The sequence below is a fragment of the Erythrobacter sp. AP23 genome, from assembly GCF_001542855.1.
Classification (GTDB): domain Bacteria; phylum Pseudomonadota; class Alphaproteobacteria; order Sphingomonadales; family Sphingomonadaceae; genus Qipengyuania.
Window position 1 is genome coordinate 775625 of sequence record NZ_LNBY01000001.1, and the last position, 19529, is coordinate 795153.

Sequence of the window (19529 nt, forward strand, 5' to 3'; positions counted from 1 at the left end):
ACGAAATTTATTTTCACGTTTCGTTCCAGCGCGCGGAATTCGACTGGTCCGCCCGCTAATCGCGCTGTTCGCCGAGTACCTCGGCAACCTTGGCGTTGATCTGCTGCACGCTGAAGGGCTTGGGAATGAAGTGCATGTTGTCGATATCGATCTCGTTGCGCAATTGCTCTTCGGCATAGCCCGACATGAACAGGATCGGGATGTCGGGTTTCACCTTGCGGATCGCGCGCGCCATGGCCGGTCCGTCCATCGCGGGCATGACGACATCCGATACGATCAGATCGAATTCGGTCGAACCGTTGGCCACTTCGGCCAGCCCCTCTTCCCCGTCGGTCGCGGTGGTCACGGTATAGCCGGCGCGCGCCAGCGCCCGCTCGGCCACTGCCCGCACCATGTCCTCGTCCTCGACCAGCAGCAAGTTGCCGCCTGCCGACCATTCGGTCGCCTTGGCCTCTTCCGCCGCCTCGCCGCGCATGCTGGCGGGCAACTCGCCCTTATGCACGGGCAGGTACATGGTGAACCGCGCACCGATGGGAGTGCCGTCGGGACCCTGGACGTTGTCGGCGAAAATGAAGCCGTTGGATTGCTTGACGATCCCGTAGACCGTCGAGAGACCGAGCCCGGTGCCCTTGCCCTGCTCCTTGGTGGTAAAGAAGGGTTCGAAGATTTTGTTGAGATGCTCAGGCGGAATGCCGCCGCCCGTGTCCTGCACGATGAGCACGGTGTAATCGTCGGCGGGCATGATATCGATGCCCATCTTGCGCACGTCGCGCGCCGAGACCCGCCGCGTGGCGAGCGTGAGACGTCCCTTCCAGTCCTGCTTGCCACGCTCGAGCGCATTCGCCTGCATGGCGTCGCGCGCATTGACGGCCAGGTTGATGATGACCTGCTCGAGCTGTTGCGGATCCGCCCGAACCGAACCGAGCTCGCGGTCGTGGCGAACCGAGAATTCGATCTTCTCGCCCATCAGGCGCTTCAACAGCTGGCTTACCTCGCTGACGACATCGGGCAGTTGCAGCACCACCGGACGCAGCGTCTGCTGGCGGCTGAAGGCGAGGAGCTGCCGCGTCAGGCTCGCAGCGCGATTCGAATTGGCCTTGATCTGCTGGATATCGTCATAGTCGCTGTCGCCCGGCGTGTGGCGCAACAACATCAGGTCGCAATAGCCGATGATCGCGGTCAGCACGTTGTTGAAGTCATGCGCAACGCCGCCCGCAAGCTGGCCCACCGCCTGCATCTTGGTGGCCTGTGCGACCTGGCGGCGCAGACGCTTTTCCTCAGAGGAATCGGAGATCGACAGCAGAACAGCCGCATCGCCCAGCCCGCGTATGCCGGCAAGGCCGATCGAGACCGGTTCTTCCTTGTCGTTGGAAAGACGCACGGCCATGTCGCCGCTCGCGGTCGCGCCCTTGGCAAAACGCCGCACGGTATCTGCCATGGCGGCCTTGTCGTCCTGCACGACAAGGTCGGAAGGGAATTGCGGCAGTCCCTGCTCCTTGCGTTCGACCGCGCGCAGGAACGCCTTGTTGGCAAACAGGAAGCGACCATCGCGGTCGGTCAGCGCAAGGCCGAGCGGCAGCGCGGACAGCAGCGCCTCGAGCTGCGGAATGGCGGCCTTGCCACTGCCTTCCCAGCCGCCGCCGATCCCTACCGTGCTGTCGATCAGCAACATCAGCGAAGGGGCCTGATCGGCATCGCTCAGCCGCGCATTCGCTGGCGTATCGAGCGGCACGTGAACGAGCGTTTGCGGCGAACCCTGCTGGCCCTCGCGGGCGAAGAAAATGCGGTCGCGATCGTCCGAGCGCAGCAATTGCACGAATTCATGGCCTGCAAGCGACTTCTCGCGATTGCCGGTTGCGCGCTCCGCCAGGCCCGGGGTGGTCGTCAGCACGATGCCGTCGGGCGCAACCAGCGCGAGTTCGAGCCCTGCGCGCGAGATCACGTCGCCAAGCCGGCCCGAAAGCCGTTCGGCCAGCCCGTCATAGCTGCGCTCCTCGCGAATCTCGGCAAACCGCCAGACGAGATAGGATTCACCCCGACCGCTGCGATCGACATGCAACCGGTATTGCGCCTCCGATCCGGACAGCTGCAACTCGTCGGCTTTCGCCTTCCCGTCGCGCCAGGCATCGCGCGCCGCATCCATGATCGCCTCGCGAGAGGGTTCGTCGAACGGCAGATCGTAAGGGGCGGTCTCGCCATCGAACCAGTCGACATAGGTCGAATTGGCGCAGACCAGCCGGTTCGCCCGGTCGATGATCGCCACTCCGCGCCGACGGTTTTCCATCGCTGCGCTGGTGACCGACCAGTCGGCCTGAAATGCCAATTCCTCGACCGGCGCGCCCCGCAGCCTGGCCATCAGCAGCAACGTCAAAAGGATTGCGACGAGCGCTCCGCCATAGGCGAGCGCGACGATGGACTGCTGGCCGACCATCCAGACGAGCCCGACCGAGACGAGGCAGGCCACCAGTATCCCGAGCAGGAGAGGCACCGGAGGAAATTGCGAGACCGGGTTGTCCTCCCGCAGCATTATGCTTCGGCATCCTTATGCAGGCGCTCGTCGAGACGGCGCTCCATCGCGCGCAGGCGGCGCTGACGCTTGCGCGCGACCACGAAACGCCAGACCACACCTGCAAGCAGATAGCCGACCGCGGCACCGACGACGGCCATTATAATGAAGCCGAATATCGTCACCAGAACCGTCACCCCCACCCCTTCGAACATCTCGATCAGCCAAGCCCAGCGGCCGCTGTTGATTTCGTCCTGCGCGGCGCCGCCCGTCGTCGCCAGATCGACCTTCAGGATGAAGGCACCCAGCTTATTCGCCACCACCGCCCAGAAGGGGAAGGTAAAGGGATTGGTTATAAAGGTCACGAGCGCGGAAAGCGGCACATTCGCACGCGCCGGCAAAGCCATGAACGCGGCGAGGAATATCTGACCCACCGGAATGATGAAGCCCGCGAATATTCCGAGCGCCACACCGCGCGGAACGCTGCGGCGGGTAAAACGCCACAGTTCCGGCGTCAGGAAGCGATGCGCGATCGGCCGCAGATACTTGTTCCTCGCCATTTGCTCGCGCGTCGGCATGTGCCGGCGGAGCCAGTCCGCCAGGAATGTCTTTGATCTGCGCTCGCTCATTGCCACGACCCTGCCATGCGCCGCCTCACTGGCGGGCGCAAGGGGTTGAGGGAAGCGGGTTGCGACGAATGCGGCATAGCTGGCGATGTGGTTAGCGGGGACGCGATTTTTAAGGGGTGAACGGCGCGGATCAGCCGCGTTCGCGCATCAGGCGGGCCTTGTCGCGCTTCCAGTCGCGCTCCTTGATCGACTGGCGCTTGTCATGCGCCTGCTTGCCCTTGGCCAGTGCGAGCTCGACCTTCGCCCGGCCGGTACTGTTGAAGTAAATCGACAGCGGCACCAGCGTCATGCCCTTGCGCTCGACCGCCCCGAACAGCTTCTCGATCTCGCGCGCATGGAGCAAGAGCTTGCGCGGGCGGCGCGGTTCGTGGTTGAGCCGGTTGCCATGCGAGTATTCCGGGATGTTGGCATTGACCAGCCAGACCTGCCCGTCGCGCACCTCGGCATAGCTTTCCTTGATGCTCGCCTCACCCGCACGCAAGGCCTTCACCTCGGTACCCTGCAGCGCCAGCCCGGCCTCGAACGTGTCCTCGATCGAGTAGTCGAACCGCGCGCGACGATTGTCGGCGACGACCTTCTGCTTGTCGAACGTTGCGGGTTTGGGACGGGCCATAAGGCGGGCGCATGTAGGCGACAGGGCAGCGCTTGGAAAGGGTCGAGACGCGAAATCGCTTGCCAACTCGCTTGGGCATGTGGCGAATGCTCACGATGGACGACCGTACCGCAATCCAATCTTTCTCCATCTACGACATCGCAATCGAAGCAGGTTCACAGGCCACGGTCGCGATCCCGGTCAGCCAGCAGGTCACAGGACTCAACTCGGCGCTCGCGCTCAAAGTGATGCATGGCGCGATGCCCGGCCCGGCGATCTTCGTCAGCGGGGCGATCCATGGTGACGAGATCATTGGCACCGCGGTCATCCAGCGGCTGCTCGAGCAGCTTTCGCCCGAGCGGCTCGCGGGCACGATCATCTTCGCGCCTGCGGTCAATATCTACGGTTTCGCCTCGCACAGCCGTTACCTGCCCGACCGGCGCGATCTGAACCGCAGCTTCCCCGGCTCGGAGAAAGGCAGCCTGGCTGCCCAGCTGGCCCACACATTCCTGACGCATGTGATCGACCGCTGTTCGCTCGGCATCGATATCCATTCGGCTGCCAAGCATCGCTACAATCTGCCGCAGATCCGCATCGCTTCGGGCAGTCCCTATCTGTCCGAACTGGCCATGGCCTTCGGGGCGCCGATCATCATCGAGAGCCCGCTGCGCGCCGGATCGATGCGCGCGCTGGCTGCCGAGCGCGAAACGCCCATGTTGCTGCTGGAAGCGGGCGAGGCCCTGCGTTTCGACCGCTTCGCGATCGATGTCGGCGTGGTGGGCGTGCTGCGCGTGCTCGCCCATATCGGAATGGTCGAAGGCGACGATGGCCTCGGCGATGTCGAGGTTCCGCTGCGCTCGACGCGATCCAGCTGGGTCCGCGCGCCGCGCGGCGGCGTATCGCGACGGGTGTGCAGATCGGGCGACGTCGTGCGCGAAGGCGACCTGCTGGCGCGGGTCGGCGGGCTGTTCGGCGAGGACCCGGAAGACCTGGTCAGTCCGAGCAATGGAGTGATCATTGGCCATGCGACACTGCCGATCGTCAACCAGGGAGACGCGCTGTTCCATGTCGCCGAGGTCGAAGCGCTCGACCACGCGGGCGAGCATGCCGACAGCATCGTCGAAGCACTCGCGGTCAGCGAACCACCCTTCCCCGCCGCTCCACTGCTCGACGAGGACGAGGTGCTTTAGACCAGCCCCGCGATCGCCAGCGCTTCGTCGACCGCCTTGCGGCTTGCCTCGCTGGCATTGCACAGCGGCAGGCGGACGTCGGGGGAGAACCAGTCGTGCACGCGGCTGAGCGCGTATTTCACCGGCGCGGGGCTGGCGTCGGAGAACATCGCATAGTGCAGCGGGAACAGCCGGTCGTTGAGCTTGCGCGCCTTGACCAGATCGTTCGCGGCGATCGCCTCGTGGAACTCCGCGCAGAGTGCGGGTGCGACATTGGCGGTGACCGAAATGCACCCCGCCCCGCCCGCTGCCGAATGCGGCAGCCACAATTCGTCATTGCCCGATAGCTGGCAGAACTCGTGGTCCAGCCCCATGCGGTGGTCGGCCACGCGCGAGAGGTCGCCGCTCGCATCCTTGATCGCCACGATCCGGTCCGGATACTTGCGCACCAGTTCGACCACCGTTTCGTCCTCGATATCGGTGACCGTGCGACTGGGCACGTTGTAGAGCACGATCGGCAGGTCGCTGTTCTCGGCCAGATAGCTGAAATGCGCGATCAGACCGGCCTGGCTGGGGCGGTTGTAATAGGGCGCGACGCACAGACCCGCCGCTGCTCCGGCCTTCTTCGAAAACTGCATGTGCAGCAACGCATTGCGCGTATCGTTCGATCCGCACCCCGCGATGACCGGGACGCGCCCCGCCGCCTGTTCGATGCAGACCTCGACCACGCGGTGATGTTCGGCATTCGACAGGGTCGAGGCCTCGCCCGTGGTGCCGCAGGGGACCAGTCCCTTGCTGCCGTTTTCGATCTGCCAGTCGACGAGCTTGCGGAAAGCGGCCTCGTCGAACGATCCGTCGCGAAAAGGAGTCGCCAGAGCGGGAATCGAGCCTGAGAACATTTACCGAAGTCCTGCGTTAGAGATAGGAAACAAGGCCCGTTTTCATGGGCACCGCCACTTTTCATTCAGCGCCTGATAAGGAGAGGCCGGCCACGATGTCCAGCATGGGTCGAAAAACAGTTCTCACGCTAGCACTTATGGCCGGTTCCGCACTGGCCTTCCCCGCAATGGCTCAGGCACAGGATGGCGCGCGCAGCGAGATGGTGGCGCAGCAGCCCGGGCGGATGGATCAGGCGGTGACGCAGTGGGAGTATCTCACCAGCCAGGATGAGCTCCCCTTCGCTCCCTATGCCAGCTTCCTGACGACCTATCCCGATTTTCCCAAGCAGCAATTGCTGCAGCGGCGCGCCGAAGCCGCGCTCGACCGCGATGCGCCCTCGCCGCAAGCGCTGGTCGCCTTCTTCGACCGCTATCCGCCGCTGACCAACAGCGCCAAGGCCCGCTACGCATTGGCGCTGGCTTCGCTCGACCGCCCCGAGGCCCTGGAAATGGCCCGCGCCGCCTGGCGTGGAGGCACGATGAGCGGCCCGGCCGAACTCTATATGCAGGGTCTGTTCGGCAGCCGCTTCGCCCCCGAAGATCATGACGCGCGCATGGACGCGCTGCTGTGGCAGGGCAATTACGAAGCCGCCTCGCGCCATATTTCGCGCGTGTCGCCTGCCTATCGCCCGATGGCGCAGGCGCGGCTCGCGCTGCTGCAGGGGAGCACGCCTTCGCAGGCCGGCCTGACTGTGCCCGCCGGTGCGATGAACGATGCGGGCTATGTCTACAATCTGACACGGCACTACCGCAATTCGGGCCAGCCCTATGAAGCGGTGAACCTGCTGTCGACGCGCGCCGCCTTTGCATCGCCCGCCTTCGACGGGACGCAATTCGTCAGCGAAGCGCTGGCGGTGGCGAAGAGCGCCGGGGCGAGCCAGGCGGTCAGCATCGCCTCGAAGGTCGACGATATCTTCGCGCCCGGCACCGATATCTCGGACGGGTCCTTCGCCCTGCGCGACACATATACCGACCTGATGTGGCTCGGCGGGACCAAGGCACTGTGGTCGCTCGGCGACGGCGCGCAGGCCGCGCCGCTGTTCTATCGTTATGGTACCGCCGCCAAGACCCCGCTGACCCGCTCGAAAGGCTTTTACTGGGCCGGTCGCGCCGCGGCGCGTGCCGGCGACCGTGCCGAGGCCGAGCGCTATTGGGAAATGGCCGCCGAATTTCCCGACTGGTATTACGGCCAGCTCGCGCTCAGCGAACTCGGGCGGCCGATGCCCAGCTTTGCCGCGGTGCCGCAGCCGAGCGACGCCGATCGCGCAGCCTTCGAAGCCGACCCGCTGACCGGCGCGCTGCGTGCGATCGCCCGCAACCGCCGCGACTGGCGCACCGAGCGCGCCTTCTTCGAAGCGATCGCCGACAAGGCCGACACGCCCGCGCAGATGGCGCTGGTCGGCCAGCTCGCGCGCGAAACGGGTCTGGAGGAAATGGCCGTCGTGGCCGGTCTGGTTGCGGGCGAGCACGGTCTTAAGGGTTTCGAGCGGCTCGGCTATCCGACCGTGCCGACGCACGCCGGGGCCAACTGGACCATGGTCCATGCGATCGCGCGGCAGGAAAGCGAATTCGACCGTAACCGCGTCAGCCATGCCGGCGCGCGCGGGATGATGCAGCTGATGCCCGGCACTGCGCGCGAGGAAGCGGGCAAGATCGGCATCAACTACATGTCCGCCAGCCTGACCGAGAGCCCGAGCTACAACATCCGCCTGGGCGATGCGCATTTTGCGCGGCTGATGGACCGCTATGACGGTGCCTATCCGCTGGCGCTCGCCGCCTACAATGCAGGCCCCGGCCGGGTGAACCAATGGCTGCGGCTCAATGGCGATCCGCGGACCGGCGGCGTCGACTGGGTGACCTGGATCGAGCAGATCCCCGCGAATTTCGAGACGCGCTACTATGTCATGCGCGTGATCGGGAACGCGGTCAGCTATGCCAACATGCACCCGGACAAGTCGGCCGGGTACGAGCGCGATATCGCCAATTACCTGCGGCGCTGATTTGCGCTAGGGCCGCTGGCCTGATGCAAGGCAAGACCAATCCCGTCACGCCCGCCGGCTTTGCCGCGATGAAGGCGCGCTACGACCATTTGCTCGGCACGGAGAGGCCCGAGATCGTCGAGATCGTCAGCTGGGCGGCGGGCAATGGCGACCGCAGCGAAAACGGCGACTATCTCTACGGCCGCAAGCGCATGCGCGAGATCGACCGCGAACTTGCGCATCTGGCGCGGCGCATGAAGACCGCGCGGGTGATCGATCCCGCCGCACAGCCCGACAAGACGCGCGCCTTCTTCGGCGCCACGGTCACACTCGCCGACGAGGACGACAACGAGAAGGTCGTGACTCTGGTAGGGGACGACGAGCAGGATGCGAGCGCCGGACGGATCGGCTGGTCCTCGCCCCTTGCCCGCGCGCTGAAGGGTGCCGCGATCGGGGATTTGCGCAGCGTGCGCCTTCCCGGCGGGCTGAAGGAATGGGAAGTGATGGCGATTGCCTATGCGTAGGCTCGCCGCCCTGCTCCTGATCGGACTGGCCGCACCACTCGCGGCAAAGGACAGCCTCGGCGTCTTTTCCGACTGGGGCGCTTTCCGCGATTCCTCGGTCCCGCGCTGCTATGCCATCGCAATCCCCGCCCCCAGCCAGGCGAGCCGCGAGTTCGAACCCTTCGCCACGGTCGGCACCTGGCCGCGCCGCAACCTGCGCGGGCAGGTCCATTTCCGCCTGTCGCGCCAGCTTGCGGAGCGCGGCACCATCACCCTGACGGTCGGCGGCAAGCGTTTCCGGCTGACCGGCGGCGGGGGCGATGCCTGGGCGCAGGACCGCACGATGGACGCGGCGATCGTTGCCGCGATGCGCTCGGCGGACCGGATGACCATTCGCGCAACCGACAGGCGCGGGCGGCGCTTCGCCAACAGCTATTCGCTCGCCGGGGCCGCGACCGCGATGGATGCCGCCACGCTCGCCTGCGCGCGGCGCTGAAACGCAACGGGCCGGGAAGCGTCCTCGCGCTCCCCGGCCCGCATCTTTGTGTTCGGCTTGACGCTTAGAAGCGCACGCCCACACCGGCCATCACCTGGTGACGGTCGAGGTCGACGTCGAAGCGGTCGCTGTCGGGCAGATCGCCGTCGAAATCGACTTCACCTTCGCTGTAGTTCGAATAGCGATACTCGAGATTGACGAAGGTGCGTGGGTTGATCGAATATTCGACGCCGGCACCGACACGGTAGCCGTCGAGGTCGAAGTTCTCCCGGAACTCGGTGGTGCCGTCGTTCGACAGGATGTTCAGACGCGCATTGGTATAGCCGCCCTTGGCGTAGATCAGCGCATCGGGCGCCACCTTGGCACCCACGCGTGCGCCGAGGAAGAGGTCGCGGCCCGCATCGACGCGGCCGAAGCCGAAGCCTTCGAAATCGCCATCGGTGAATTCGGTCTTGGCGCTGGAATCGGTCAGCTCGGCCTCGAGACCGACGACGGCCCCGCCGAGGTCGAAATCGTAACCGGCCTGGACACCGTAGACCACGCCGTCGATCGACTGGTCGTTATTGTCGTTGCCGTCGTCGTCGACGCTGCTGCCCGCCTGCAGGGCGTCGTAACCGGCCACGCCCTGGATGCGGAAACCGTCGAAATTGCCGTCGGCATCCTGCGCCATGGCAGGGGCCGAGATGGCAGCCATCGAACCGGCGACGAGGAGGGTGGAAATCTTATTCATGTGCGAACTCCGTTCTTGGTTACCCGCAGCTTTTGCGCTGCTTGGGCCGGGAGAACGCCGCCCAGGTCGAAACAGTTTCATTAACCTCGTACAACAGGAAATAGTTGCAGATTGAACACATGTTGCGCGTTCGACCGTGCAAATCCATCGTCGGATTGTGCATCTGCGAAGGGGCGAGCTTGGCGCCGGCGATTTGCGACGAATGGTGGGAACGCGAGTGCGCATGCCGAGTTGCGCGCGGCCCCGCGCACATGCTTTGCTTTCGCCGCATTAGGCCCTATATGCGCCGCTCCCATGGCCGATACGACACTCATGAGCATCCCCGGGCAGGTCGACCCGGTACCCGTCGCGCGTGACATCACGCCGCGCGAAGATGGCCGCGTGGACCTGATCGGTCTGCCCAAGGAGCGCATTCGCGAACTGTTCGCCGAAGCGGGGCTCGACGCGAAGCAGGCCAAGCTGCGCGCCAAGCAGGTGTTCCACTGGCTCTATCATCGCGGCGTGACCGATTTCGCGGCGATGACCGATATCGCCAAGACCATGCGCCCGTGGCTGGCCGAGCGGTTCTTCATCGGCCGCCCCGACGTGGTCGAAGCCCAGCATTCGACCGACGGCACGCGCAAATGGCTGCTCAAGACCTCGGACGGCCACGAGTTCGAGATGGTCTTCATCCCCGATGCCGATCGCGGCACGCTGTGCGTGTCGAGCCAGGTCGGCTGCACGCTCAATTGCCGCTTCTGCCACACTGGCACCATGCGGCTTGTGCGTAACCTCACTCCGGGCGAAATCGTCGGCCAGGTCATGCTCGCGCGCGATGCGCTGGGCGAATGGCCCAAGGGCTCGATGGCGGGCCTCGATACGGAGGAGGACAGCGGGCGTTACACCTCCGACGGTCGCCTGCTCACCAATATCGTGATGATGGGCATGGGCGAACCGCTCTACAATTTCGACAACGTCAAGGGCGCGCTCAAGCTGGTGATGGACGGCGACGGCCTCGCCCTCTCGAAGCGTCGGATCACGCTGTCGACAAGCGGCGTCGTCCCGGCGATGGAACGCTGCGGCGAGGAAATCGGCGTGAATTTGGCGGTTTCGCTCCACGCCGTAACCAAGGAAATCCGTGACGAGATCGTCCCGCTGAACAAGAAGTACGGCATCGAGGAACTGCTCGAGGCCTGCGCCGCCTATCCCGGCGCCAGCAACGCCCGGCGGATCACGTTCGAATATGTGATGCTCAAGGACAAGAACGATACCGACGAGCATGCGCATGAACTCGTCCGGTTGCTCAAGCAGTACAAGCTGCCCGCCAAGGTTAACCTGATCCCCTTCAATCCCTGGCCGGGCGCGCCCTACGAATGCTCGACGCCCGAGCGGGTCAAGCGCTTTTCGGAAATCGTCTTCGAACACGGCATCAGCGCACCCGTGCGCACCCCGCGCGGCCGCGATATCGATGCCGCCTGCGGCCAGCTCAAGACTGCCGCCGAAAAGAAGAGCCGCGCGCAGCGGGATCGCGAAGCGGCGGAAGCCGCCGAGGCCGCGACCACCGTATGACCGAAGCGGCGGCGCGCGTCGGAAAGTGGGCATACCCGTACCGACGCCCGTTCACGCTGGGCCCGCATGCCTGCGAGGTGCTGATCCGTAGCGGGCTCGCCGGAAACGAAAGCACGCTCAGCGTCGACGGGAAAGTGGTCGCCGGCGATTTCACGCCCGCCGTCGGCGAAGAGGGCGCGCGCAATCATCGTCTCGAAACCACCCTGCCCGACGGACGCCGGCTGAGCGTCGAGGCCGGATATATCAACTGGATTACCATCGCCATCGCCGCGCGGGTCGATGGCGAACTGGTCTACGAAAGCCATCCCGGCCGCACCATCGCAATGCCCGAAAGCGCGCGCAAGATGATGAGCGCTACCGGCAAGAGCGGCGATTACGATTCCGGCGTCTGGAAGCGCAACCGGATCCCGATCGGGGTCGATATCGCGCTCGGCCTGCTTTTTTTCATGGTAGCGAAACTGACCGACCTTACCACCGCCGCGCTGGTCGGCGCGGGCGTGGGTCTGGCGTTGCTGGTCGCCCAACGCCTCACGAAGATCGACCTGCTGGGCGGTCTTGCACTGTTCGGGATCGCGCTGTTGCTACTGTCTGCGGGATTCGCGCTGGCGTTCCAGAGCGACGAGGCGGTGAAGTACCGCACCACCGCGATCGGGCTGGTCAGCGCCGCGCTGTTCTTCGCCGATGGCGCAATGGGCGGCAAACGCCTTTCCAAACGGCTGATGCGCTACCTGCCTTACACCGATATCGACCCGGTCCGCCTCGGCCTAGGCATGGGCGTTCTTGGCGCGGTCATGGCGCTGGCGAACCTGGTCGTCGCGCTATGGACTTCGACCGACACCTGGCTGTTCTATTCCACTTTCGCGGATTTCCCGGTCACCATGGTGCTGATCATCCTGGTGTTCCGCTATGCCCGCGGCGAGACGTGGCGCGAGCGGATGCCGCGCTATCGGCCCGCCGAAGCGCGCTGGCAAGCCGCAGACGAATGAGTACCGATCCGGCCACGATCGCATTCTACGAGGCGAACGCGCCGCGTTACACGCTGAGCTTTGGGCAAGCGCCGAGCCGCCACCTCGATCCCTTCCTCGACCGGCTCGAACCAGGGGCGCGCGTGCTCGAACTCGGCTGCGGCGGCGGGCGCGATGCGGCGCGTATCCTCGAACGGGGCTTCGATTGCGATGCGACCGACGGCACACCGGCGATGGTGCGCAAGGCGAACGAACGCTTCGAGGTCGGCGCCCGGCTCATGCTGTTCGGCGAGCTCGATGCGATCGAGGCCTACGATGCCGTCTGGGCCCATGCCAGCCTGCTGCACCTGCCGCGTGACGACATGCCCGGCGTCTTGACCGCCATTCTTCGCGCGCTGCGGCCGGGAGGCTGGCACTTTGCCAATTTCAAGCTCGGCGATGGCGAGGGGCGCGACCTGCTCGGCCGGTTGCATAATTTCCCGAGCGACGAGTGGTTGCAGGACACCTATCGCGCCGCCGGTTTCGCGATCGAGGAAAGGCAGATCTACGCGGGAGAGGCAGCGGACGGAACGCAGCGCGACTGGCTGGCGCTCACGCTTCGCCGTCCATGCTGAGGCCCGGAAGCCCGGCCCCCTTTCCTACACCAGGACGATGTGCTGAAAGGCTCGCATGGCCCGCACCCATCACCTCGAACCCGCAGGAATCCGCCGCTTCGCGCCGACTGGCGTTTTTCCCGCCTGGACGGTGGTCCATGCGGTCCATGTCTCCCAAGCCGTAGGATCGGGGTCTGCGCAATGAGCGTGCGTGTCGAGGCCCTGTGTGTCGGCCTGCCCAAACCGTTCAACGGCGCGGAATTGAGCGCCATCGACAAGCGGCCGGTCGAGGGGAAGGTCATGATCCGCAGCTTCGGCCTGGAAGGCGACATGGTCGCCGATACCAAGAACCACGGCGGCGTCGACATGGCGGTCCATCACTACCCGCACGATCACTATGCGGGCTGGGGCGAATGGCTCGGTGGCCATCCGCTGCTCTCGGGCCCCGCGGCATTCGGCGAGAACCTGATGGCCTCGGGCCTGACCGAAGACCAGGTGCGGATCGGCGATCGCTTTCGCCTGGGCGGCGCGCTGCTCGAAGTCAGCCAGCCGCGCCAGCCCTGCTGGAAGATCGAGCACCGTTTCGGCCACAAGGGCATGGTCGCGCGGATCGTGAAGCAGCATGTCTGCGGCTGGTACTATCGCGTCGTCGAAGAAGGCGAAGCGCTGGCGGGCGATCCGCTCGAGCGGATCGAGGCGGGGCACGACGGGTGGAACGTCTCCCGGCTGTTCGCCAAGCTCTACGATCCCGGACACAAGGCGACGCGTGAAGAGCTGGAAGACATCGCCGGACTCGAAAGGCTGAGCGCGGAATGGCGAACGCGCATCCGCCGGAAGCTCGGGAAGTAGCGATTCGTCGCTCGGAGCGGTTCGGTTCACCGCGTTTTTCGCCGCACAACGCGCCGTTCATCCGAGGTTGTGGAGCCTCTCACGATTTTGGGAGTCATCGAAACACAAAGTTCGAAATGAGGAACGTATCGATGAAGAAGATCGCACTTGGTATCGCTGCAGGTTCGCTGGCCGCGCTGGCCACACCCGCCGCAGCTGTCGAACTCCCCGCTCCGGCCGCACAACCCTACGCCATCGCCGACATGACCGCGTCCTATGACGACGATGACGACTACGACGACGATGATCGCCGCTGGCATCGCGGCCGCGGCCACGACCGGGTCTACGACCGTTACGGCCGCTATTACGAACCACGCCGGATCAGCCACCGCGACCGCATGTGGCGCGGGCGTGACGGGCGCTATTACTGCCGCCGCGACAATGGCACGACCGGGCTGGTAATCGGCGCAGGCGTCGGCGCGCTGGCCGGTCACGAGATCGCCGGGCGCGGCGATCGCACGCTGGGTGCGATTCTCGGCGGCGCGGTGGGCGCGCTGGTCGGCCGCGAGATCGATCGCGGTAGCCTGAAGTGCCGCTAACGCTTTGAAGCAACCCTCGGGTTGCAAATGCAGCGCGCCGTCACCTTCCCCTCGGGTGGCGGCGCGCCTTCCCTTTGCGCGTCATGGCGCTATGGTTGCGGCCAATGACCGACAGCAGGCCAGCGGTGCTCGTAACGGGAGGCGCAAAGCGTATCGGCGCGGCGGTCGCCCGTGCTTTCGGCGAGGCAGGATGGCATGTGTTCGTCCATTACGGCTCCTCGCACGGCGAGGCCAAAGCATTGGCGAAGCAGCTCCCCTCGGCGGAGGCGGTGCAGTGCGATCTCGAAGATGGCGATGCGGCAGTCGCGATGGTCGAGGCGCTGGCCGAGCGGCTGGCGGACTGGCGAGCCCTCATCAACTGCGCGGCGGTCTTCGACAATGACGCTGTAACCGCACTCGACCCGGCGACGAATGCCCGGGCCATGCAGATCAACGCGCGAAGCCCCGCCCGCATGGCCCAGGCCTATCTCGCCCATGCGAAGGCGAGCGGCGGACGGCGCGTGATCCACTTCACCGACCAGAAGCTTGCGAACCCCAACCCGGACTTCTTCAGCTACACGATGAGCAAGCACGCGCTGGCAGCGACCGTGCCGATGCTGGCGATGGGCGCGGCCCGCCCAGAAGATCGGGTCTATGCGCTCGCACCCGGCGCCATCCTCGCCAGCCACGACCAGACCGAAGCGGAAACCGAGGTCTCGCATCGCATGAATCTGCTCGGCCGCAAGACCGGGCCGGAGGAGGTCGCCGATGCCGCGCTCTTCCTCGCGCAGGGTCATCTCGCCAGCGGGCAGACGCTCTATGTCGACAGCGGACAGCACTTGCTCGCTCAGCCACGCGACGTGATCTATCTCGCCCGCGAGAGGGCCGAAGCATGAAGCGCCACGCGCTCAGCACGCGGCTGTGGCACTGGCTCAACCTCGTCTGCGTGGTCGTACTGTTCATGTCCGGCCTGACGATCTCCAATGCGCATCGCCGGCTCTACTGGGGCGATTGGGGCTTTGCGGCGGAGCAGGCCTGGCTCACCGTGCCGCGCTTTCCCGACTGGATGACGATCCCCGGCTATTACAGCCTCGCCGTGGCCCGAGACTGGCATATCCTCATGGCCTGGCCCTTTGCGCTGGGGCTGCTGTTCATGTGGATCGTCATGCTCGCCAACCGCCACTTCAAACACGACATCGTCACCAGTCGCAAGGAATGGAAGCCGGGCGCAATCCGGCATGACATCGTCCAGCACCTCAAGCTCGATTTCGACCATGACGGCGGCAAATACAACTTCCTGCAGAAGCTCGCCTATGGCCTCGTGCTGGGCGTGTTCCTGCCGATGATGGTGTTCACCGGCATCGCCATCAGCCCCGGCATGGAGCCCACCTTCGGCTGGCTGGTCGAGCTGCTCGGCGGACGGCAATCGGCGCGCAGCCTGCATTTCATCTTCGCCTTCGCCATCGCCGCCTTTTTCGTGGTGCATGTCGTTCTGGTGATCCTCGCCGGGCCGTACCGTCAGATCCGCGACATGATTACCGGGGGGCGCGAGGGATGAAGCGCAGGAACTTCCTCGTCGCCGCGGGCGCCGCCTTCGTCGCGGGCTGCAACAGGATCGCCGAAACCGACGCGGGCAAGTCGCTCCTCGGCGCGGCGGAAAAGTGGCACGAAGGCGCACACCGGCTGCTGACCGATCGCACGGCCCTCGCCCCCGAATATCCGCGCAGCGCGATCTCGCCCTATTTGCGCGGCAATGGCTCCGTCGACCCGCAGAATGGCGACTATCCGCGCCATGCCGAGGAAGGCTTCGCCAATTGGCGGCTCGAGGTGCGCGGCCTGGTCGACACGCCGCTCAGCCTCAGTCTCGAGAATATCCGCAAGCTGCCCCAGCGCAGCCAGGTCACGCGCCACGATTGCGTCGAAGGGTGGAGCGCGATCGGCGAATGGACCGGGCCACAGCTCTCGCTCCTGCTCGACGCCGCAAGCCTGCGCGAAGAGGCGAAGTTCATCGTCTTCCGCTGCGCCGACAATCTCAACGGGCAGGACTATTACGAGAGCGTCGACCTGATCGATGCCTATCACCCGCAGACCATCGTCGCGCACAGCCTCAATGGCGAGCCGCTGCCCATCCGCAACGGCGCGCCGCTGCGGATGCGGATCGAGCGGCAGCTGGGCTATAAGCACGCCAAATACCTCACCGCGATCGAGGCGGTCGCCACTCTCGACGAGATCGGCAAAGGCCAGGGCGGCTATTGGGAGGACCGCGCCGGGTACCAGTGGTATGCGGGGATCTGAGTCCTCGCGCAGGGGTTCGACCTAGTCTGGATAGCGCCGCTTCATCCCTTCCCAGTCGTTACGCACCAGCGCTTCGAGAACCTCAATATCCACGTCGGCCAGCTTGTTGACGTAGAGGCAGCTCTTGCCGGTCTTGTACTTGCCCAGCTTCGCCAGCAATTCGTCGCGGCGTTCGCCCGTTGCCTCATCGCAATAGCCGCCCATCAGATAGAGCGAATGCTTCGCCTTGCGCGGGCTGAAGCCGGTCCGCATCCAATGCACCTCGCGCCCGCTGGCATAGGTGGTGCGGTAGCTGCCGTAGCCGATGATGCTCGGCCCCCACATCTTCGGCTCCTCGCCCGTAACCCGGCGAAACAGAGCGTCGAGTTCCTCGGCTTCATTGCGTTTGCGCTCGGGTTCGACCGCGGCGATGAATTCGGCCGGATCGACATCGGTAACCTGGGTCTTCGCTTCGGCCATCGTCCTCTCCACTCTGCGATTGACAGGCTAGCGCCGCGCACGCAGTCTGTCAGCAACTGGCTATGGGGTGGAGAAACACATGTATTTGCTCGACAAGTTTCTGAGCAAGGCGATCCAGCATGGCCGGCTGACCGTCACCAACCACGACGGGAGAGAGTATTGCTACGGTCCCGGTGGGGCGGACTATCCGCCCGAAGTCGGCGGCAGGCCGGGTCCCATCCGGATCAGGCTGACGCACCGCAAGGCCGCCCATCATATCGTGCGCTATCCGCAGCTCGGCGCGGGCGAGGCGTTCATGTGGGGCTGGCTCGAAGTCGAAGAGCCACACGATATCCGTGACATGGTACTGTTCGTGACCATGAACGCCAAGCGGCTGGGCGATGCCGCGCTCAAGCCCAAGGGTCGGTTGCAAACCGCGCTGCAGCGCGCGGTGGCGAAGCTCGACGGGATCAATCTGCGCGGCAGCGCGCGCAAGAATGCCGAGCACACCTACAATCTGACCCGCGAACTCTACGAGCGCTTCCTCGACGAGGACCGGCAATACACCATGGCCTATTACCGCGAGGACGACCCGTCGGCGACCTCGCTCGAACAGGCGCAGATGGACAAGAAGGCGCATCTCGCCGCCAAGCTCTGTCTCAAGCGGCCCGAGGACAATGGCGGCAAGCCGATGCAGGTGCTCGATATCGGCTGCGGCTGGGGCGGTTTCGCGCTCTATCTCCACCAGATGTACGATTGCGAGGTGCTGGGCGTCGCGCTCGCACCCGACCAGATCGCCTTCTGCAAGGAGCGCGCGAAGGCGGCGGGCGTGGAGGACAAGGTCAAATTCGCGCTGATGGATTACCGCGACGTCGAGGGCGAATTCGACCGCATCTCGAGCGTCGGCCTGCTCGAACATGTCGGCACGATCCACTACCCGCAATTCTACGAGCACACCCACCGGCTTCTCAAGCCCGACGGGGTGATGATCAGCCACTGCTGCGGCCGCGCCGGCCCGCCCGGATTCACCGACGCCTGGACCCGCAAATACATCTTCCCCGGCGGCTATATCCCCGCGCTGAGCGAGCTGGTGACGCAGAGCGAGAAGTTCGGCTGGCAGGTGATGGATGTCGAGGCGATGCGCTTCCACTACTGCTGGACGCTCAAGGAATGGTACGAGCGCACCGTCATGCACCGCGAGGAAATCACCGCGATGTATGACGAGCAGTTCTACCGCATGTGGCTGTTCTATCTCGCCGGCGCCGAACAGAGCTTCCGCAACGGCACGCTGGTCAACTGGCAGCTGCAATATGTGAAAGACCGCGCCGCGATCCCGATGACCCGCGAGTACATCCACGAGGAAAGCGCGCGGCTGCGCGAGCGGGGCGAGGTGCCGGAATGGCGGTTCGATCCGGCGCTGCGAGAAGCGGCGGAGTAAACGCGCGAGCCCATGTCGAAACGCCTCCTCGGAAAGTTCCTCGAGCGGATCGTCACGCGCGGCCGGATCGAGGTTGCCTTTGCCGATGGCGATACGGCAGCTTTCGGCACGCCCGCCCCCGGTTTTCCCGACATCGCGATCCGGCTGACCGATGCGAAGGTCCCGCGCGACATCCTGCTCGACCCGCGGCTCGGCGCGGCCGAGGCGTTTATGGATGGCCGGCTGCGCATCGAGCGCGGCGACGTGATGCAGCTGGTCGAACTGCTGCGCGCCAATGCGCCGTGGGATCGCGGCGGGTCGATCGGCGGCCCGAGCAGGCTGCGGCGGCTGCGCAACCGGATCGGCTTCGCGCGCGAGGCGGTCAACAATGCGATCGGAGCGCGGCGCAATGTCGCGCATCACTACGATATCGGCAACGATTTCTACCGCCTGATGCTCGACGCCGAGCATATGCAATATAGCTGCGCCTACTGGCCGCGCGACGACATGAGCCTCGCCGAAGCGCAGGAAGCCAAGCTCGCCCATATCGCCGCCAAGCTCGCGATCGAGCCGGGCCAGCGCGTGCTCGATATCGGCTGCGGTTGGGGCGGGATGGCGATCTTCCTCGCGCAGCGCGCGGGCGTGAGCGTCCACGGGATCACGCTGAGCGAAGAGCAGCTCGCCCTCGCCCGCGAGCGCGCCGAAGCAGCGGAGGTCGCCGACAAGGTCAGTTTCGAACTGGTCGACTATCGCGACCTGCCCGGGCGCGATACGCGCTACGACCGGATCGTCTCGGTCGGCATGTTCGAACATGTCGGCCGGCCGCAGTTCGAGACCTTCTTCCGGTGCTGCGCCAATCTGATGAAGCCGGACGGGGTGATGCTGCTGCACACGATCGGGCGGATCGGCACGCCGGGCACAACCGACGCCTTCACCCGCAAGTACATCTTCCCCGGCGGCTATATCCCGGCGCTGAGCGAAACGCTTGCCGCCAGCGAGAAGTACCGCCTGATCGCGAGCGACATCGAGATGCTGCGGCTGCATTATGCGCACACTCTGCGCGCATGGTATGCCAACTGCCTCGCCCATCGCGAGGCGATCCTCGCGATGCATGACGAACGCTTCTTTCGGATGTGGACCTTCTACCTCGCCGGTGCGACCGCGGCTTTCGAGCATGGCGGGATGTGCAATTACCAGATCCAATTCACTCGCAGCCGCCACGCGCTGCCAATCACGCGCGGCTATATCGAGGCTAGCGAGGCTTCGCTGCTGGAAAGCTGATCACCGTTGCGAGCCGGCGGTCCGGCTGATAGCGGGCGCGGCAA

Annotated in this window: 20 protein-coding genes; 14 read left to right on the plus strand and 6 right to left on the minus strand. The window is 65.3% G+C overall.

Annotated elements, in window-relative coordinates:
- Positions 1-55 precede the first annotated feature (55 nt).
- The 3 genes from ASS64_RS03690 to smpB form a co-directional block, all read right to left on the minus strand.
- Positions 56-2527 carry a PAS domain-containing sensor histidine kinase gene (locus tag ASS64_RS03690; RefSeq protein WP_067689963.1) on the minus strand — a complete coding sequence of 824 codons (2472 nt, stop codon included), beginning with the start codon at positions 2525-2527 and terminating at the stop codon, positions 56-58.
- A complete protein-coding gene (locus ASS64_RS03695; RefSeq protein WP_083508150.1) occupies positions 2527-3135 on the minus strand; it encodes a DUF2062 domain-containing protein in 609 nt (202 codons plus the stop codon). The genes ASS64_RS03690 and ASS64_RS03695 overlap by 1 nt, the downstream gene beginning before the upstream one ends.
- 130 nt (positions 3136-3265) lie before the next feature.
- A complete protein-coding gene (smpB, locus tag ASS64_RS03700; RefSeq protein ID WP_067689969.1) occupies positions 3266-3748 on the minus strand; it encodes an SsrA-binding protein SmpB in 483 nt (160 codons plus the stop codon).
- A gap of 95 nt (positions 3749-3843) precedes the next feature.
- On the opposite strand from smpB, the gene ASS64_RS03705 reads away from it, so the two are divergent.
- Positions 3844-4917 carry a succinylglutamate desuccinylase/aspartoacylase family protein gene (locus ASS64_RS03705; RefSeq protein WP_067690408.1) on the plus strand — a complete coding sequence of 358 codons (1074 nt, stop codon included), beginning with the start codon at positions 3844-3846 and terminating at the stop codon, positions 4915-4917.
- Here the strand turns inward: ASS64_RS03705 and dapA are convergent.
- On the minus strand, positions 4914-5795 hold the full coding sequence (gene dapA, locus ASS64_RS03710) for a 4-hydroxy-tetrahydrodipicolinate synthase (protein ID WP_067689971.1): 882 nt from the start codon (positions 5793-5795) through the stop codon (positions 4914-4916). The genes ASS64_RS03705 and dapA overlap by 4 nt on opposite strands.
- A 137-nt stretch (positions 5796-5932) precedes the next feature.
- On the opposite strand from dapA, the gene ASS64_RS03715 reads away from it, so the two are divergent.
- From ASS64_RS03715 to ASS64_RS03725, 3 genes are read left to right on the plus strand one after another with little or no spacing between them, the layout of a single operon-like run.
- Positions 5933-7834 (plus strand): lytic transglycosylase domain-containing protein, encoded by a 1902-nt coding sequence (locus tag ASS64_RS03715; protein WP_067689974.1) that lies wholly within the window; start codon positions 5933-5935, stop codon positions 7832-7834.
- Positions 7835-7857: 23 nt separating this feature from the next.
- The gene (locus ASS64_RS03720) at positions 7858-8337 is read left to right on the plus strand and encodes a GreA/GreB family elongation factor (protein ID WP_067689977.1); all 480 of its coding nucleotides are present in this window, start codon (positions 7858-7860) and stop codon (positions 8335-8337) included.
- On the plus strand, positions 8330-8812 hold the full coding sequence (locus ASS64_RS03725; protein ID WP_067689979.1) for an invasion associated locus B family protein: 483 nt from the start codon (positions 8330-8332) through the stop codon (positions 8810-8812). The genes ASS64_RS03720 and ASS64_RS03725 overlap by 8 nt, the downstream gene beginning before the upstream one ends.
- A 64-nt stretch (positions 8813-8876) precedes the next feature.
- On the opposite strand, the gene ASS64_RS03730 is transcribed toward ASS64_RS03725, so the two are convergent.
- Positions 8877-9542 (minus strand): outer membrane protein, encoded by a 666-nt coding sequence (locus ASS64_RS03730; RefSeq protein ID WP_067689982.1) that lies wholly within the window; start codon positions 9540-9542, stop codon positions 8877-8879.
- A gap of 294 nt (positions 9543-9836) precedes the next feature.
- On the opposite strand from ASS64_RS03730, the gene rlmN reads away from it, so the two are divergent.
- From rlmN to ASS64_RS03770, 8 genes are all read left to right on the plus strand, one after another.
- Entirely contained in the window at positions 9837-11090 is a 1254-nt protein-coding gene (gene rlmN, locus ASS64_RS03735; protein WP_067689985.1) for a 23S rRNA (adenine(2503)-C(2))-methyltransferase RlmN, read from the plus strand.
- The gene (locus tag ASS64_RS03740; RefSeq protein ID WP_067689988.1) at positions 11087-12076 is read left to right on the plus strand and encodes a septation protein IspZ; all 990 of its coding nucleotides are present in this window, start codon (positions 11087-11089) and stop codon (positions 12074-12076) included. Before rlmN ends, ASS64_RS03740 begins: the two co-directional genes overlap by 4 nt.
- On the plus strand, positions 12073-12669 hold the full coding sequence (locus ASS64_RS03745; protein ID WP_067689991.1) for a class I SAM-dependent methyltransferase: 597 nt from the start codon (positions 12073-12075) through the stop codon (positions 12667-12669). Before ASS64_RS03740 ends, ASS64_RS03745 begins: the two co-directional genes overlap by 4 nt.
- 180 nt (positions 12670-12849) lie before the next feature.
- Complete coding sequence (locus tag ASS64_RS03750; protein WP_067689994.1) at positions 12850-13497, plus strand: MOSC domain-containing protein; 648 nt, start codon at positions 12850-12852, stop codon at positions 13495-13497.
- A gap of 131 nt (positions 13498-13628) precedes the next feature.
- A complete protein-coding gene (locus tag ASS64_RS03755; protein WP_067690413.1) occupies positions 13629-14075 on the plus strand; it encodes a glycine zipper 2TM domain-containing protein in 447 nt (148 codons plus the stop codon).
- Between the two features lie 104 nt (positions 14076-14179).
- The gene (locus ASS64_RS03760; protein WP_067689997.1) at positions 14180-14950 is read left to right on the plus strand and encodes an SDR family oxidoreductase; all 771 of its coding nucleotides are present in this window, start codon (positions 14180-14182) and stop codon (positions 14948-14950) included.
- Positions 14947-15612 (plus strand): cytochrome b/b6 domain-containing protein, encoded by a 666-nt coding sequence (locus ASS64_RS03765; RefSeq protein WP_067690000.1) that lies wholly within the window; start codon positions 14947-14949, stop codon positions 15610-15612. Before ASS64_RS03760 ends, ASS64_RS03765 begins: the two co-directional genes overlap by 4 nt.
- The gene (locus ASS64_RS03770; RefSeq protein ID WP_067690002.1) at positions 15609-16349 is read left to right on the plus strand and encodes a molybdopterin-dependent oxidoreductase; all 741 of its coding nucleotides are present in this window, start codon (positions 15609-15611) and stop codon (positions 16347-16349) included. The genes ASS64_RS03765 and ASS64_RS03770 overlap by 4 nt, the downstream gene beginning before the upstream one ends.
- A 21-nt stretch (positions 16350-16370) precedes the next feature.
- On the opposite strand, the gene ASS64_RS03775 is transcribed toward ASS64_RS03770, so the two are convergent.
- Positions 16371-16808 carry a DUF1801 domain-containing protein gene (locus ASS64_RS03775; RefSeq protein WP_067690005.1) on the minus strand — a complete coding sequence of 146 codons (438 nt, stop codon included), beginning with the start codon at positions 16806-16808 and terminating at the stop codon, positions 16371-16373.
- A 79-nt stretch (positions 16809-16887) separates the two neighbouring features.
- On the opposite strand from ASS64_RS03775, the gene ASS64_RS03780 reads away from it, so the two are divergent.
- On the plus strand, positions 16888-18225 hold the full coding sequence (locus tag ASS64_RS03780) for a cyclopropane-fatty-acyl-phospholipid synthase family protein (protein ID WP_067690006.1): 1338 nt from the start codon (positions 16888-16890) through the stop codon (positions 18223-18225).
- Positions 18226-18237: 12 nt separating this feature from the next.
- Entirely contained in the window at positions 18238-19485 is a 1248-nt protein-coding gene (locus tag ASS64_RS03785; RefSeq protein WP_067690009.1) for a class I SAM-dependent methyltransferase, read from the plus strand.
- Positions 19486-19529 lie beyond the last annotated feature (44 nt).